This is a genomic window from Sphingopyxis macrogoltabida, from assembly GCF_001314325.1.
Classification (GTDB): Bacteria; Pseudomonadota; Alphaproteobacteria; order Sphingomonadales; family Sphingomonadaceae; genus Sphingopyxis; species Sphingopyxis macrogoltabida.
The window spans coordinates 370,657-383,804 of the sequence record NZ_CP009429.1; the positions used below are offsets into that span (position 1 = coordinate 370,657).

The 13,148-nt window shown below is 65.7% G+C and carries 17 protein-coding genes; 13 read left to right on the plus strand and 4 right to left on the minus strand.

Annotation, left to right across the window (positions count from 1 at the left end):
• The first annotated feature begins 28 nt into the window (after positions 1–28).
• From LH19_RS01905 to LH19_RS01930, 6 genes are all read left to right on the plus strand, one after another.
• On the plus strand, positions 29–739 hold the full coding sequence (locus LH19_RS01905) for a CoA transferase subunit A (protein ID WP_054724435.1): 711 nt from the start codon (positions 29–31) through the stop codon (positions 737–739).
• Positions 739–1,617, plus strand: coding sequence for an HAD family acid phosphatase (locus LH19_RS01910; RefSeq protein WP_054724436.1), 879 nt, complete (start codon positions 739–741; stop codon positions 1,615–1,617). The genes LH19_RS01905 and LH19_RS01910 overlap by 1 nt, the downstream gene beginning before the upstream one ends.
• Positions 1,617–2,258, plus strand: coding sequence for a CoA transferase subunit B (locus LH19_RS01915; RefSeq protein ID WP_054724439.1), 642 nt, complete (start codon positions 1,617–1,619; stop codon positions 2,256–2,258). The genes LH19_RS01910 and LH19_RS01915 overlap by 1 nt, the downstream gene beginning before the upstream one ends.
• Positions 2,259–2,268: 10 nt before the next feature.
• The gene (locus LH19_RS01920) at positions 2,269–3,549 is read left to right on the plus strand and encodes a serine hydrolase domain-containing protein (protein WP_054724441.1); all 1,281 of its coding nucleotides are present in this window, start codon (positions 2,269–2,271) and stop codon (positions 3,547–3,549) included.
• A gap of 65 nt (positions 3,550–3,614) precedes the next feature.
• Positions 3,615–4,592 (plus strand): NAD-dependent epimerase/dehydratase family protein, encoded by a 978-nt coding sequence (locus tag LH19_RS01925; RefSeq protein ID WP_054724443.1) that lies wholly within the window; start codon positions 3,615–3,617, stop codon positions 4,590–4,592.
• Entirely contained in the window at positions 4,580–5,260 is a 681-nt protein-coding gene (locus LH19_RS01930) for a glutathione S-transferase family protein (protein WP_054724445.1), read from the plus strand. The genes LH19_RS01925 and LH19_RS01930 overlap by 13 nt, the downstream gene beginning before the upstream one ends.
• Positions 5,261–5,293: 33 nt before the next feature.
• On the opposite strand, the gene LH19_RS01935 is transcribed toward LH19_RS01930, so the two are convergent.
• A complete protein-coding gene (locus LH19_RS01935) occupies positions 5,294–5,812 on the minus strand; it encodes a sterol desaturase family protein (RefSeq protein ID WP_201258406.1) in 519 nt (172 codons plus the stop codon).
• A 205-nt stretch (positions 5,813–6,017) separates the two neighbouring features.
• Here LH19_RS01935 and leuC point away from each other — a divergent pair, with 205 nt between their 5' ends.
• The 5 genes from leuC (at position 6,018) to LH19_RS01960 (ending at position 9,779) form a co-directional block, all read left to right on the plus strand.
• Positions 6,018–7,448, plus strand: coding sequence for a 3-isopropylmalate dehydratase large subunit (leuC, locus tag LH19_RS01940; RefSeq protein ID WP_054724447.1), 1,431 nt, complete (start codon positions 6,018–6,020; stop codon positions 7,446–7,448).
• Positions 7,445–8,041: a 3-isopropylmalate dehydratase small subunit gene (leuD, locus tag LH19_RS01945; RefSeq protein WP_054724449.1), complete on the plus strand. Its 597-nt coding sequence runs from the start codon at positions 7,445–7,447 to the stop codon at positions 8,039–8,041. The genes leuC and leuD overlap by 4 nt, the downstream gene beginning before the upstream one ends.
• A 111-nt stretch (positions 8,042–8,152) precedes the next feature.
• Positions 8,153–9,148, plus strand: a complete 996-nt coding sequence (locus LH19_RS01950; RefSeq protein ID WP_054724451.1) for an NADPH:quinone oxidoreductase family protein — start codon at positions 8,153–8,155, stop codon at positions 9,146–9,148.
• 32 nt (positions 9,149–9,180) lie between these two features.
• Positions 9,181–9,423, plus strand: a complete 243-nt coding sequence (locus LH19_RS01955; RefSeq protein WP_234716058.1) for a DUF167 domain-containing protein — start codon at positions 9,181–9,183, stop codon at positions 9,421–9,423.
• Positions 9,424–9,485: 62 nt separating this feature from the next.
• Positions 9,486–9,779, plus strand: coding sequence for a hypothetical protein (locus tag LH19_RS01960; protein WP_054724453.1), 294 nt, complete (start codon positions 9,486–9,488; stop codon positions 9,777–9,779).
• A 14-nt stretch (positions 9,780–9,793) separates the two neighbouring features.
• Here LH19_RS01960 and LH19_RS01965 read toward each other — a convergent pair whose 3' ends face one another.
• Together LH19_RS01965 and LH19_RS01970 are read right to left on the minus strand one after the other, a co-directional pair.
• Positions 9,794–10,444, minus strand: a complete 651-nt coding sequence (locus LH19_RS01965) for a sigma-70 family RNA polymerase sigma factor (protein WP_054724456.1) — start codon at positions 10,442–10,444, stop codon at positions 9,794–9,796.
• The gene (locus LH19_RS01970) at positions 10,444–10,698 is read right to left on the minus strand and encodes a NepR family anti-sigma factor (protein WP_054724460.1); all 255 of its coding nucleotides are present in this window, start codon (positions 10,696–10,698) and stop codon (positions 10,444–10,446) included. The genes LH19_RS01965 and LH19_RS01970 overlap by 1 nt, the downstream gene beginning before the upstream one ends.
• A 169-nt stretch (positions 10,699–10,867) precedes the next feature.
• Between LH19_RS01970 and LH19_RS01975 the strand changes: the two genes are divergently transcribed.
• Complete coding sequence (locus LH19_RS01975; protein WP_054724462.1) at positions 10,868–11,308, plus strand: BLUF domain-containing protein; 441 nt, start codon at positions 10,868–10,870, stop codon at positions 11,306–11,308.
• Between the two features lie 105 nt (positions 11,309–11,413).
• Positions 11,414–11,968, plus strand: coding sequence for a sigma-70 family RNA polymerase sigma factor (locus tag LH19_RS01980; protein ID WP_082395379.1), 555 nt, complete (start codon positions 11,414–11,416; stop codon positions 11,966–11,968).
• Between the two features lie 204 nt (positions 11,969–12,172).
• On the opposite strand, the gene LH19_RS01985 is transcribed toward LH19_RS01980, so the two are convergent.
• Positions 12,173–12,964, minus strand: a complete 792-nt coding sequence (locus LH19_RS01985; protein ID WP_054590346.1) for a response regulator — start codon at positions 12,962–12,964, stop codon at positions 12,173–12,175.
• Positions 12,965–13,148 lie beyond the last annotated feature (184 nt).

Genomic DNA, 13,148 nt, shown 5'->3' on the forward strand with positions numbered 1-13,148 from the left:
GCCGCCGCCAGCAGTGAGGAGTGTGTTCATGGGTAACAAGCGATACGCCGACGCAGCCGCCGCACTCGAAGGACTGCTCTTTGACGGCATGCATATCTGCGCCGGCGGGTTCGGCCTGTGCGGCATTCCCGAACGGCTGATCGACGCGATCCGCGATGCGGGCACGAAAGAGCTGACGATCGCCAGCAACAACGCCGGGATCGATGGGGAAGGGCTAGGCAAGCTGCTCCGCACGAAGCAGGTCAAAAAGATGATCAGCAGCTATGTCGGCGAGAACAAGGAGTTCGAGCGGCAATATCTGGCGGGTGAGCTGGAGGTCGAATTCTGCCCGCAGGGCACGCTCGCCGAACGCTGCCGCGCCGGCGGCGCGGGCATTCCCGGCTTCTATACCAAGACCGGCGTCGGCACGCTCGTCGCCGAGGGCAAGGAAGTGAAGAATTTCGACGGGCAGGACTATATCCTCGAACGGGGAATCTTCGCCGACCTTGCGATCGTCAAGGGGTGGAAGGCCGACGAGAGCGGCAACCTGATCTTCCGCAAGACGGCGCGCAACTTCAACCAGCCGATGGCCACCGCGGCGAAGATCTGCGTCGCCGAGGTCGAGGAAATCGTCCCCGTCGGCAGCCTCGACCCCGACAGCATCCACCTGCCCGGCATCTATGTGAAGCGGATGATCGTCGGCGCCCCTTACGACAAGAAGATCGAGTTCCGCACGACGCGCCCGCGCGAGACCGTGTGATGCGCGGCCTTGCCCTGACGGCCGGGCTGCTGCTGGCCGGTTGCGCGAGTGCGCCGGCCGAAGTGGCGACAACGCCGCCGCCACCCGCCGCCGCGGCGCCTGCCGAAGCGGGCAAGCCGCCGGTGCCGCTGCAATATCTCTATGGCTCAGCCGAAGCCGCGATCGCAGTGCGCGCGGTCAATGCGCGGATCGCCGGCTATGGTGCGTGGCGGGTCAAGGAGCGGCCGCGCGACAGCGTTGTCCTTGCGCCGGGCGCGACGATGGACGCGCCGCGCTTCGAGCCGTGCGGCGACAAGCCCTTTGCCGCGGTGTTCGATGCCGACGAAACGTTGATCTGGAATATCGCGCCGATGCGCCTGTTTGCAGAGAAAGGCGGCGCCTTCGACCTGGCGGTCTGGGATCAGTGGGAAAAGACCGGCGCGGGCAAGGCGAAGGCGATGCCCGGGACGGTCGAGATGGTGAACGCGCTTCGTGCCGCGGGGATCACCGTCATCGCCAACACCAACCGCAGCGCCGGTAACGCCAAAGGCAGCGAGGATACGCTCCGCGCCGCCGGGCTCGGCGAGTTCAAGCATGGCGAAACGCTGTTCCTGATGGGCGACGACGCCGGGGGTTCGAGCAAGGACCCGCGCCGTGCGACGATCGCGTCGAAATATTGCGTGATCATCCTCGGCGGCGACCAGCTCGGCGATTTCAGCCAGCAGTTCAACGTCAAAGACCTGCCCGCCGCGCAGCGCATGGCGCTTGCGACGGGGCCCGCCGCGACCGCACTCTGGGACAAGGGTTGGTTCCTTTTTCCCAACCCCGTCTACGGCCCCTGGCAAACGCTGGGCTGGGACGACATTTCCTCCACCGATAGCGAATGGAAACCCCGATAATGCCCTGGACCCGCGACGATATGGCGGCACGCGCCGCGAAGGAACTGCAGGACGGCTATTACGTCAATCTCGGCATCGGCATCCCGACACTGGTCGCGAACCATATCCCGGCCGGGATGACGGTGACGCTGCAGTCGGAAAACGGCATGCTCGGCATCGGCCGCTTTCCCTATGAGGGCGAGGAAGACCCCGACCTGATCAACGCGGGCAAGCAGACGATCAGCGAACTGCCGCAGTCGGCCTATTTCGGGTCCGAACAGAGCTTTGCGATGATTCGCGGCGGGCATATCGACCTCACTGTGCTCGGCGCGATGGAGATTGCCGAAAACGGCGACATCGCCAACTGGATGATCCCGGGCAAGATGATCAAGGGCATGGGCGGCGCGATGGACCTCGTCGCCGGGGTCAAGAAGATCATCGTCGTGATGGAGCACAACGCGAAGGACGGCAGCCCCAAATTCATCCCCGCCTGCACGCTGCCGCTGACCGGCAAGAATGTCGTCGACATGATCATCACCGACCTCGCGGTGTTCCGGCGCGACGATCATGACAGCCCCTTCAAGCTGATCGAACTCGCACCGGGGGTGACGGCGGCGGATGTCGCCGCTAAGACGACGGCCAATTATGAGGTCGCCATCTAAACAAAGGTCGATGACGCGGGTTCTGGCCTGCCTCGTCGCGGTCGTCGCACTGGGAGTCGCGGGCTGGTTCGGTTTTCACGCGCTGGGCGGCACCCGGACGCTGGCCAGCGTCGCGATCCCGTTCAAGGCGGCCGAAAACCTGCCCGACACGCCCGCCGAATGGCGCGGGCGGATCGACTATGTCGCGTTCGACCGCGAGCTTGCCGCGCTCGCGCAGCGCCCCGAGATGGCGGGGCTGGCGGTGGCGGTGGTCGAGGATGGCGAATTGCGGTTCGTCCGCACCTATGGCGTCGCCGACCGGTCGACCGGGGCGCCGGTCACCGCGCATACGCTTTTCCGCTGGGCGTCGGTTTCGAAAACCGCGACCGGCGCCATGGCAGCTGCGCTGGCCCATGACGGCGCCGTCGATCTCGACCGCCCGGTCGCGGACTGGCACAGCTCGCTGCGCCTCCCCGGCGGCGCCGAGCAGCGGATTACGGTGGGCGACCTGCTGGCCCAGCGCACCGGCCTCACCAAAAACGCCTATGACGAAAAGCTGGAGGAGGGGCAGGACCCCGCGCTGCTGCGGCAGGGCCTTGCCGCGGCGCCGCTGCAGTGCGAACCGGGCACCTGCCACACCTATCAGAATATCGCCTTCGATGCGGCAAGCGAGATATTGGCCAAGGCGGCGGGCAAACCGTTTGCCGATAGCGTCGAGGATCGCTTCTTCCTGCCGCTCGGCATGGTCAGCGCGGGATATGGGATGAACCGGCTGACCGGTGCGAAGGACTGGGCAAGGCCGCACAACGGCGCGCAGGTCAGCCCGCTCAAGGAGGCCTATTGGCGCGTTCCCGCGGCCGCCGGCGTCGAAAGCGATATCGTCGATTTCGCGACCTGGATGCAGGCGATGATGGGCAGCCGCCCCGATGTGCTGCCCGAGGCGGTGTTGCAGATCGCGCATCGCCCGCGCGTCGGCACCGCGCATCTCTATGGCGGCGCGCTGCGTCAGGCGAACAAGGATGCGGCCTATGGCCTCGGCTGGCGAAGCTTTACCTATGGCGGCCACCGGCTCGAAGGCCATTCGGGCGCGGTCGCGGGCTATCGCGCGACGATGATCTTCGAACCGGCGACGCGGACGGGTGTCGTCGCGCTGTGGAACAGCAATTGGGGTTTCCCATTTCGTATCCCGTTCGCGGCGATGGACAGCTATCACAAGCGCCCCGATGCCCGCTGGCTCGACCTCAGCGAATTGCCGCCGGCGAAACGCGAACCCGTCCGCGCCGGCCCGATCGTCGCAGTGCCGAAAGGGTAGCACACTTGCCCGCCTGTCCGCGGCCCGTGTATCAGGCGCGCCGGGGGCCGAGAGGAGAAACATCGATGCGCGTGCTGCTGACGGGTTCGTCTGGCTGGCTGGGGCGTTATCTTGCGCCCCTGCTCGCCAATAGCGGCCATGCGGTCACCGGGCTCGATGTCGTTCCCGGCGCGCATACGCAGGTCGTCGGCACGGTTGCCGACCGCGCGCTGATCGACCGGACGATGGGCGAGCATGGCATCGAGGCCGTCATCCACGGCGGCGCGCTGCACAAGCCCGACATCGTGCGTTATCCGCGGCAGGCGTTCGTCGATGTCAATGTGACGGGGACGCTGAACCTGATCGAAGCGGCGGTCGCGGCGGGCAATGACCGCTTCCTCTTCACCTCGACCACCTCGCTGATGGTGCGCGCCGATGTCCGCGAAGGCGCGGGCGAGGCGGGGGCGTGGTGGATGGACGAGGATTTCGCACCCGTAGAACCGCGCAACATCTATGGCATCACCAAGCTCGCCGCCGAACAGGCATTGAAGCTGGTCCACCGCGAACATGGCATCAACATCGCGATCCTGCGCACCGGACGCTTTTTCCCCGAGGATGACGATACGCACGCCAGCCCGAGCGGCGAGAATCTGAAAGCGAACGAACTGCTGAACCGGCGCCTGACGGTCGAGGATGCCGCCGCGGCACATCTCGCCGCGCTCGAGGCGGCGCCTGCGATCGGCTGCGACACTTTCGTCCTTTCCGCGCCGCCGCCGTTCGGGCGCGAGGAAGCCGAAGAGCTGGCGCGCGATGCGCGCGCGGTGATCGCGCGGCATTATCCCGACGCGGCGGAGCTCTACGCCGCGAAGGGGTGGGTGCTGCCCGCGACGATCGAGCGCGTCTACGACCCGTCGCGTGCCGAGCGCCGCTTCGGCTGGCGGGCGGAGAGCGATTTCGGCAGCCTGCTCGCCGCGCTGCGCGAAGGCGGCCCGCTGCCCTTTGCGCACGACCCCGATTACACGTCCCCCATCGTCGCACAGGAGCGCGAAGCATGTATGTGCTGATCACCGCCAATCGCAATTATTCGAGCTGGTCGCTGCGTCCGTGGATGCTGATGAAGGGCCTCGGCATCGCGTTCGAGGACCAGATCGAGCCCTTCACCAACCCGATCAACTATGACGAATTCCGCAGCTTCTCGCCGACCGGGCAGGTGCCGGCGCTGCTCGACGAAGGGCGGACGGTGTATGATTCGCTCGGGATCACGCTTTACCTTGCCGACCGGCACGAGGGTGTGTGGCCGGCCGATCCCGATGCGCGCGCCTGGGCGCAATGCGCAGTCGCCGAAATGCACAGCGGCTTTACGGCGCTGCGCAGCGATTGCACGATGAATGTCGGCGTCCGGGTGACGCCGAAGCCGCCGTCGGGGGCGCTCCGCCTCGATGTCGCGCGTATCCGCGAACTGTTCGCCGAGGGGCTGTCGCGGTTCGGCGGGCCCTATCTGGCCGGCGCCAGCTTTACTGCCGTCGATGCTTTCTTCGCCCCGGTCGCCTTTCGCATCCGCACCTATGGTCTCGAAGCCGGGGCCGGGCAGGCGTGGGTCGACCATATGCTGGCGCATCCGGCGATGCTCGACTGGGAGCAGCAGGCACTTGCCGAAAGCTGGCGCGAGGAAAGCCATGAGGCCGAACTGGCGGCAGCCGGGGCGATTACGGCGGATTACCGGACGGCTTGAGGAGGCGTCGCCCTCGCGAAGGCGGGGGCGACGTTAGTCGGCGAGCGCCTCGCGCACCACCGCGATCCCGGCCTCGCGCTGCGCCTTGAGTTCGGCCTTCAGCTTCGCCGGATCGCGCGCAAAGACGAATCCGAAGCTGACCCCGCCTTCCTTGCCGATCGTCGCATGGTGGAGCTTGTGCGCCTGCACCAGCCGCTTGGCATAGCCGCGCCGCGGCACCCAGCGGAAATAGCGCTGGTGGACGAGCCCGTCGTGCACCAGCGTGTAGATGATGCCGTAGAGAAGGATACCGAGGCCGATCCACGTTCCCGGCTCCCACGCCGACGCGCCCATGATCATCGGGCTGCCGATGGCGAACATCGAAATGCTCATCGCGGCGCCGACGATGGCGAACAGGTCGTTCTTTTCCAGCACCTTGTCATGCGGTTCGTGATGGTCGCGATGCCATGCCCAGCCGAACCCGTGCATGATATATTTGTGGCTCGCCCAGGCGATGCCTTCCATCGCCACGACGGTGGCAAGGATGAGCGCAAGGATGGCGAGCGGTGACACGGGAGGATTATAGGCTCGTTGCTTACACGAGGCCACCTTTCCTCATTCGTCATCCCGGACTTGATCCGGGATCCATCCCTGCGGCCGATGCTGTGGACCCCGGATCAAGTCCGGGGTGACGAGGTAGAGGGAAAGGCGCGACCGGAAATTGCGTTTTTGACCGCCACTCGCTTGCATTGTTATCGCACAGGCGTAAGTGCACCGCATGACCCGGCCCCGCACCCTTTATGAGAAAATCTGGGACGCGCATGTCGTCGAACAGCGCCCCGATGGTACCGCCCTGATCTTCATCGACCGCCACCTCGTCCATGAAGTCACCAGTCCGCAGGCGTTCGCCGGCCTTCGCGCCAGCGGCCGCACCGTGCGCCGCCCCGACCTGACGCTCGCGGTGCCCGATCATAATGTGCAGACGACGGCGCGACTCGACGCGGCGGGCAACCGCCTGCCGATCGCCGATCCCGAGAGCGCTGCGCAGCTCGCCGCGCTCGAGAAAAATGCGCCCGAGTTCGGCATCCGCTATATCGACGCGGTCGCGCCCGAGCAGGGCATCGTTCACGTTGTCGGCCCCGAGCAGGGCTTTTCGCTGCCCGGCACGACGATCGTCTGCGGCGACAGCCACACCGCCTGCCACGGCGGCATCGGCGCGCTCGCCTTCGGCATCGGGACGAGCGAGGTCGAGCATGTGCTGGCGACGCAGACGCTGTTGCTCCAGCCGTCGAAAACGATGGAAGTGCGCGTCGAGGGCGCGGTCGGTCCCGGCGTGTCGGCGAAGGACATCATCCTCCACATCACCGGGGTCATCGGCGCCGCGGGCGGCACCGGCCATGTCATCGAATATACCGGCAGCGCGATCCGCGCCCTGTCGATCGAAGGCCGCCTGACCGTCAGCAACATGGCGATCGAGGGCGGTGCGCGTGCAGGCCTGATCGCGCCCGACGAGACGACGTTCGAATATCTGAAGGGCCGCCCCTATGCGCCGAAGGGCGCCGACTGGGACGCCGCAGTGGCCTGGTGGAAAAGCCTCGCGACCGATCCGGGCGCGACTTATGACAAGGTCGTCGTCATCGACGCCGCCGAGATCGCGCCGAGCGTCACCTGGGGCACCAGCCCCGAGGACGTCGTGCCGATCACCGGCGTTGTTCCCGACCCCGCGAGCTTCGCCGATCCGTCGAAGCAGACGGCCGCCGCCAAGTCGCTCGCCTATATGGGGCTCGAACCCGGTACCCGGATGCAGGACGTGCCGGTCGAGAATATCTTCATCGGGAGCTGTACCAACAGCCGCATCGAGGATCTGCGCGCCGCCGCCGCGGTGATCAAGGGGCGCCACAAGGCCGACAATGTCCGGTGGGCGATCGTCGTTCCCGGTTCGGGCCTCGTCAAGGCGCAGGCCGAGGCCGAGGGGCTCGACCGTATCTTTACCGAAGCGGGGCTCGAATGGCGCGAGCCCGGCTGTTCGGCCTGCCTCGCGATGAACCCCGACAAGGTGCCCGCGGGCGAGCGCTGTGCGAGCACCAGCAACCGCAACTTCGTCGGCCGTCAGGGCCCGGGCAGCCGCACCCATCTCGTCAGCCCGGCGATGGCGGCGGCGGCGGCGGTGACCGGGAAGCTGACCGATGTGCGGGAGTTGATGGCATGACGCCGATCGAGAAAGTCGAAGGCCGCGCGATCCCGCTGGGGCTCAAGAATGTCGACACCGACGTCATCATTCCCGCGCACTGGCTGAAGACGACGAGCCGCGAGGGCATGGGGCGCGGGGCGTTCGAGAGCCTGCGCGCCGATCCCGACAATCTGTTCGACAGCGCCGAGTACAAGGGCGCGCCGATCCTGATCGCGGGCGATAATTTCGGTTGCGGATCGAGCCGCGAGCATGCCGCGTGGGCGATCGGCGACCTGGGCATCCGGGTCGTCATCGCGCCCAGCTATTCGGACATTTTCTCGGGTAATGCGGTGAAGAACGGCATATTGCCCGTGGTGCTGCCGCAGGCGGCCATCGACCGGCTGATGGAGGTTGCGGCGACCGATCCGATCCATGTCGACCTCGATACCCAGACGGTGACGACGCCGTTTCAGGACCGCTTCGCGTTCGAGATCGACCCCTTCCGCAAGATGTGCCTGCTCGAAGGGCTCGACGAGATTTCGCTGACCGAAAAGAGCGATGCAGCGATCGCTGCCTATGAGCAGCAACTCGACGCCGACCGCCCGTGGCTGCGGCCGCAAGCAGCCGCATGAATTAACGGTACCGGCCCGCTCCCCCTTCCGGCCTCCCATAGGCTATTATCGTTGGGGAGGCCGGGAGGGGGAGCGGGCCGGTACCGCAACAACGCAGAAGAGGAGAAGATGATGAAGGCTCTCTTGTCGACCGCAACCGGTGGTCCCGAAACGCTGACGCTGGGCGAACTGCCGCGTCCGACCGCGGGCAAGGGCCAGATCGTGATCGATGTGAAGGCCTGCGCCGTCAACTTCCCCGACGTGCTGATCATCGAGGACAAATATCAGTTCCGCCCCGAACGCCCCTTTGCGCCCGGCGGCGAAGTCGCGGGGCTGGTCGCCGAGGTCGGCGAGGGTGTGACCGAGTTCAAGGTCGGCGACCGCGTGATCGCGGGCTGCGGCAACGGCGGCATGTCGGAGGCGATCGCGGTCGGCGTCCACAATGTCTATCACCTGCCCGAAGGCCATGATTTCGCCGAAGGCGCTTCGCTGCTGATGACCTATGGCACCAGCATCCATGCGCTGGTCGATCGCGGCCACATCGAAGAGGGCGACACGCTGCTCGTGCTCGGTGCATCGGGCGGTGTCGGCATTGCGGCGGTCGAGCTGGGCAAGGCGTTCGGCGCGCGCGTCGTCGCGGGCGTGTCGAGCGAGGAAAAGGCCGAAATCGCGCGCCAGGCGGGTGCCGACGAGGTTGTCGTCTATGGGCGCCAGCCGTTCGACAAGGACCAGTCGAAGGAACTGGCGAACAAGTTCAAGGCGGCGGTCGGCGGCGATGGCGCCAACGTCATCTACGACGCGGTCGGCGGCGACTATGCCGAGCCGGCGCTGCGTTCGATCGCGTGGGAAGGGCGTTATCTGGTCGTCGGTTTCCCGGCCGGCATCCCGCGCCTGCCGCTCAACCTGACGCTGCTCAAGAGCTGCGACGTCGCGGGCGTGTTCTGGGGCGCCTTCGTTGCGCGCGAACCGGAGCGCAACCGCGCCAATATCGCGCGGCTGTTCCAGCTTTGGGAACAGGGCAAGATCAAGCCGCGGGTCACCGAAAGCTTCGCGCTGGCCGACGGCGGCAAGGCGATCGCCAAGCTGGGCGACCGCAGCGCGGTCGGCAAGCTGGTCGTCACCATCTGAAATATCGTCCCGACCCCGCGCTGACCGCCGCTTTGGCCGCTCTGGCGGAGCAGGGCCGGATCGAGGTGCGGGTGACTCCCGGCGCGAACCGTGATGCGGTCGCGATCGTCGATGGCGTGGTGCAGATGCGCGTCACCGCGCCGCCCGCCGATGGCGCTGCCAATGCTGCGGTACTCCGCGTGCTGGCTGCGGCGCTGGACAGGCCGCCCCGCGATTTGACGCTGCTCCGCGGTGGAAAAGCGCGGCTGAAGCTGATCGGAATTGCCGAAGGTTAACCCTTTATCAGGGGGTGCGCCCTATCTCTGCTATCCGATTAGCTGGGCCAAGGGTGTCTGCAATGGCGACTCGCCGTTCGACGAGTGATGAGCATGCCGCGAGTCTCGCGAACATTTCGCGTACCCGCCGCGCGCAGCTTATTGCCGAGTTCGAGGGCGAGCTGGGCATCGACCACAAGGCACGCGCCCGCGCGGCCTATGAAGCGAAGCGCTGGGAGGTGATCAAGACGATCATCGTCTGGACGATCGCGGTGATGTTCTTCACCATCGCGTGCCACAAATTATGGCTGATGGGGCAGGATGTCGACAAGCCTTTCTCCGACATCAATCCGGTCGAAAGCCTGTTCGGCGAATAGCCCGTCCCGACTGTTCAGCGGTTTTCGGCTTCGCGTCGCGCGGTAATGGTTTCGACGCTGTCCATGATCGCCGCCATTGCCTCGCTCGCCGGTGCGGCGTCGGCACGCTTGCGTGAAAACTGGCCGCCGGCCATGATCTCCTCGAGCGCGGCACGGGCGCGCGAGACGCGGCTTTTCATCGTGCCGAGCGCGCAGTCACAGATATTCGCGGCTTCCTCATAGGACATTCCGCCCGCGCCGACGAGGATCAGCGCCTCGCGCTGGTCCTGCGGCAATTCCATCAACCCGCGCTGGAGGTCGGCCATTTCGCCCGAATCCTCCTGCACCGCCGGGGTCGATAGCGTCCGTTCGACGACGCCTTCGTCATATTCGCCGCGAAATTTGTTGCGGCGCATCTGCGACAGGAAGGTGTTGCGCAGGATGACGAAGGTCCATGCCTTGATCGAGGTACCGCGCTCGAACCGGTCGCGCGACGCCCACGCCTTGACCATCGTATCCTGCGTCAGATCGTCGGCGAGATCCGGATTGCCCGACAGGCTGCGGCCATAGGCGCGCAGATGCGGGATGACGGCCGCGAGCAATGTCTTGAACTCCTGATCGGAGAGCGGATCGGAGGGCGTGTCCGTTTCATCCCGCGACTGCGGCGCGGCTTGGGGAAGAGCCATTATTGTTTCGGGCTTTTCTGATCGAGCTGCGAAAGAAGGTCGAGCATATTGTCGGGCAATTGCTCGGCGACGATGTTGCCGTAGATCATGCGCAGCTTGGCACTCACCGGTTCGGGCGCCTGCCGTCCGGTCAGCGTGCGGTGCCACTGGTCGCTGCCCGTGCCGGGGAAGCTGCCCTGCGCCCGCTGAGGCGCATCGGGGCCGGGGCGCGGGGGCCCCTTGCCGTTGATCCTGTTGTTGCCGTGCGTAGCCATGCCGAAGCAACGACAGAAAGGGCGTCGGGTTCCCGCGACTTTTTCTTTTTGCGACGAAAGCGTTGCCAAGAAACAACAGTTTGCCTAATTCAGGGCGAAGCAGGCGATCAGGCCTGCGGCGAGGGGTCGCCAATTTTTCCTGCCGCGGGGCAGGATAGGGGATCGTCGCTTGCTTTCGGTCATCTATGTCAGCGTTGCCGATCCGCTGATCGGCACAGAGGATATTGCCGCACTTGTCGGAGACGCCCAGCGCAACAATGCGCGCGACGGGCTAACGGGCGCGCTGATCTATAACGGCCATAATTTCATGCAGCTTCTGGAAGGGCCCGCCGACAAGGTCGAGGCATGCCTCGGGGCGATTCGCGGCGACGCGCGCCACAGCGGGATGGTCGAGATCCGCCGGCGTCCCGTCGACGGTCGCGACTTCGCCGAGTGGTCGATGCTCTACAGCGGGGATTTTCATGGTCATGACGACGCGTTGCACCGGCTCGCCGCTGGTGCGGGGCTCGATCCGCAGGACGAACGGATGATGAGCAATTTCATGGCGCTTGGGCGGCGCGGCGGCGATGGCGACGGCGGTTCCGGTTGCATCGATGGCGCGAGGCGCTAAGCCGGACAGGCATTTCCTCGAAACAGATCGAACAAAGGCAAAATTATCAACGATATAACGCCTCAGCCGCTGGATGACGACAGCTTCAAGCGCGAGCTGGCGGCGATGCTGCCGCATTTGCGTGCGTTCGGCCGCAGCTTGACCGGCAACGCCGATCTGGCGGACGATCTGGTGCAGGAAACGATGCTGAAGGCCTGGAAAGCGCGCGCGCAATATATTCCCGGGCCTGCGAGCATGAAAAGCTGGGCCTTCGTCATTTTGCGCAACTGTTTCCTGTCGCAGATGCGGCGCAAGAAATTCACCGCCGATTATGACGAAATGGCGGCCGAACGGATGCTGGTCGCGCCCGACGACCAGGACGACAGCCTGCATCTCGCCGATGTCCAGCGCGCGCTGCTGATGCTGCCCGTCGACCAGCGCGAGGCGCTGGTGCTGATCGGCGCCGGCGGTCTCAGCTATGAAGAAGGCGCCGAGATTTGCGGCTGCGCGGTAGGGACGATGAAAAGCCGGGTGTCGCGGGCGCGCACCGCGCTGCACGCCATCCTCGAAAGCGGCACGATGCCGCTGCGCAGCGGCGACGTGCTGCCGTCAAGCGACGTCTTTCGCGCGATCATGGACGACGTCGACCACCTGACCGCGAACGGCCCGGCCGGCGACTGAGTTTCTTTAGCTGGAATGGCGATTGGCGGCCGTTAACCGACTTCTCTCTTATCGTCACCCCGGACTTGATCCGGGGTCCATGACTTCGGCGCCAAAGTGGATCCCGGATCAAGTCCGGGGTGACGAAAATGGGTGGAGCTACGTCCGCTCCCCACCCCGAAGCCGACTTGACTTCGGAGCAGGCTGATACCGTCCGAAGCCCGATCAGGCCGCGAGCTGCGGGGTGAACAGCAGGCTCTGGCTGATCGCCGCGCGGACGGTATTTTCGCGGAACGGCTTCGAGATCAGGAAGGTCGGCTCGACGCGGTGGCCGGTGAGCAGGCGCTCGGGAAAGGCGGTGATGAAGATCGCCGGCACCGGCGCGCGTGCCAATATATCCTGTACCGCGTCGATCCCCGACGATCCGTCGGCGAGCTGGATGTCGGCGAGGACGAGCCCGGCATCGGTCGCCTCGAATGCCGCGACGGCATCCTCATGCGTGGTCGCGATGCCCGCGACGTCGTGACCAAGCCCGCGGACGATCGATTCGAGTTCCATCGCGATCAGCGGTTCGTCCTCGATGATCAGCACCGACGTACGCGATTCGCGGTCGATCTCGCCCACCGCATCGGCGAGCAACGTTTCGACCGTGTCGTTGTCGGCGCCGGTAATGATCGCCGTTTCCTCGACCGAGAAGCCTTCGAGCGCGGTGAGGAGGAGCATCTGGCGGCCGAGCGGGGTGATCGCCGCGAGGCGGCGGTTGGCGTTGCGGACGAGCATATCCTCTTCATCGTCGCCTTCGCCGTCGTCAATATAGGCGCTTTCCCAGATGCGGTGGAAGTTGCGGTAGAGATCGATCCGCGTGCCGTTGCCGGCGCTGAATTCGTCGGGCGCGGCGACGATCACCTCCAGCGTCGTGTGGACGAAATTGTCGCCATGCTGCTGGCTGCCGGTCAGTGCGCGCGCATAGCGGCGCAGGAACGGCAGGTGTCCGCGGATTTCTTCGCCCAATGTCATGATCGTCATGCTCCCTCTTGAACCATGCATACGCGGCGCGGGGGAAGCGGTTCCCGTTTTTTGCTGCAACCAGTCGGTCCGCGATGCGTAGAGTCAGCCGGGACGCGATAAAGCAATGCCGTAAGCAGATGGAAAGGTGCGACTTTCCTGCGTTTTTGGCCTTCAGGCTTTTTTAGGGACCAGA

What these genes read in the sequence shown, in the direction of transcription:
- LH19_RS01905 (WP_054724435.1), top strand. Translation starts at nt 29, where the DNA reads ATGGGTAACAAGCGATACGCCGACGCAGCCGCCGCACTCGAAGGACTG.
- LH19_RS01960 (WP_054724453.1), top strand. Translation starts at nt 9,486, where the DNA reads ATGGCGACTCGCCGTTCGACGAGTGATGAGCATGCCGCGAGTCTCGCG.
- LH19_RS01930 (WP_054724445.1), top strand. Translation starts at nt 4,580, where the DNA reads ATGTATGTGCTGATCACCGCCAATCGCAATTATTCGAGCTGGTCGCTG.
- LH19_RS01965 (WP_054724456.1), bottom strand. Translation starts at nt 10,444, where the DNA reads ATGGCTCTTCCCCAAGCCGCGCCGCAGTCGCGGGATGAAACGGACACG.
- LH19_RS01915 (WP_054724439.1), top strand. Translation starts at nt 1,617, where the DNA reads ATGCCCTGGACCCGCGACGATATGGCGGCACGCGCCGCGAAGGAACTG.
- LH19_RS01950 (WP_054724451.1), top strand. Translation starts at nt 8,153, where the DNA reads ATGAAGGCTCTCTTGTCGACCGCAACCGGTGGTCCCGAAACGCTGACG.
- LH19_RS01985 (WP_054590346.1), bottom strand. Translation starts at nt 12,964, where the DNA reads ATGACATTGGGCGAAGAAATCCGCGGACACCTGCCGTTCCTGCGCCGC.
- LH19_RS01910 (WP_054724436.1), top strand. Translation starts at nt 739, where the DNA reads ATGCGCGGCCTTGCCCTGACGGCCGGGCTGCTGCTGGCCGGTTGCGCG.
- leuD (WP_054724449.1), top strand. Translation starts at nt 7,445, where the DNA reads ATGACGCCGATCGAGAAAGTCGAAGGCCGCGCGATCCCGCTGGGGCTC.
- LH19_RS01970 (WP_054724460.1), bottom strand. Translation starts at nt 10,698, where the DNA reads ATGGCTACGCACGGCAACAACAGGATCAACGGCAAGGGGCCCCCGCGC.
- LH19_RS01980 (WP_082395379.1), top strand. Translation starts at nt 11,414, where the DNA reads ATGCTGCCGCATTTGCGTGCGTTCGGCCGCAGCTTGACCGGCAACGCC.
- LH19_RS01920 (WP_054724441.1), top strand. Translation starts at nt 2,269, where the DNA reads ATGACGCGGGTTCTGGCCTGCCTCGTCGCGGTCGTCGCACTGGGAGTC.
- LH19_RS01925 (WP_054724443.1), top strand. Translation starts at nt 3,615, where the DNA reads ATGCGCGTGCTGCTGACGGGTTCGTCTGGCTGGCTGGGGCGTTATCTT.
- leuC (WP_054724447.1), top strand. Translation starts at nt 6,018, where the DNA reads ATGACCCGGCCCCGCACCCTTTATGAGAAAATCTGGGACGCGCATGTC.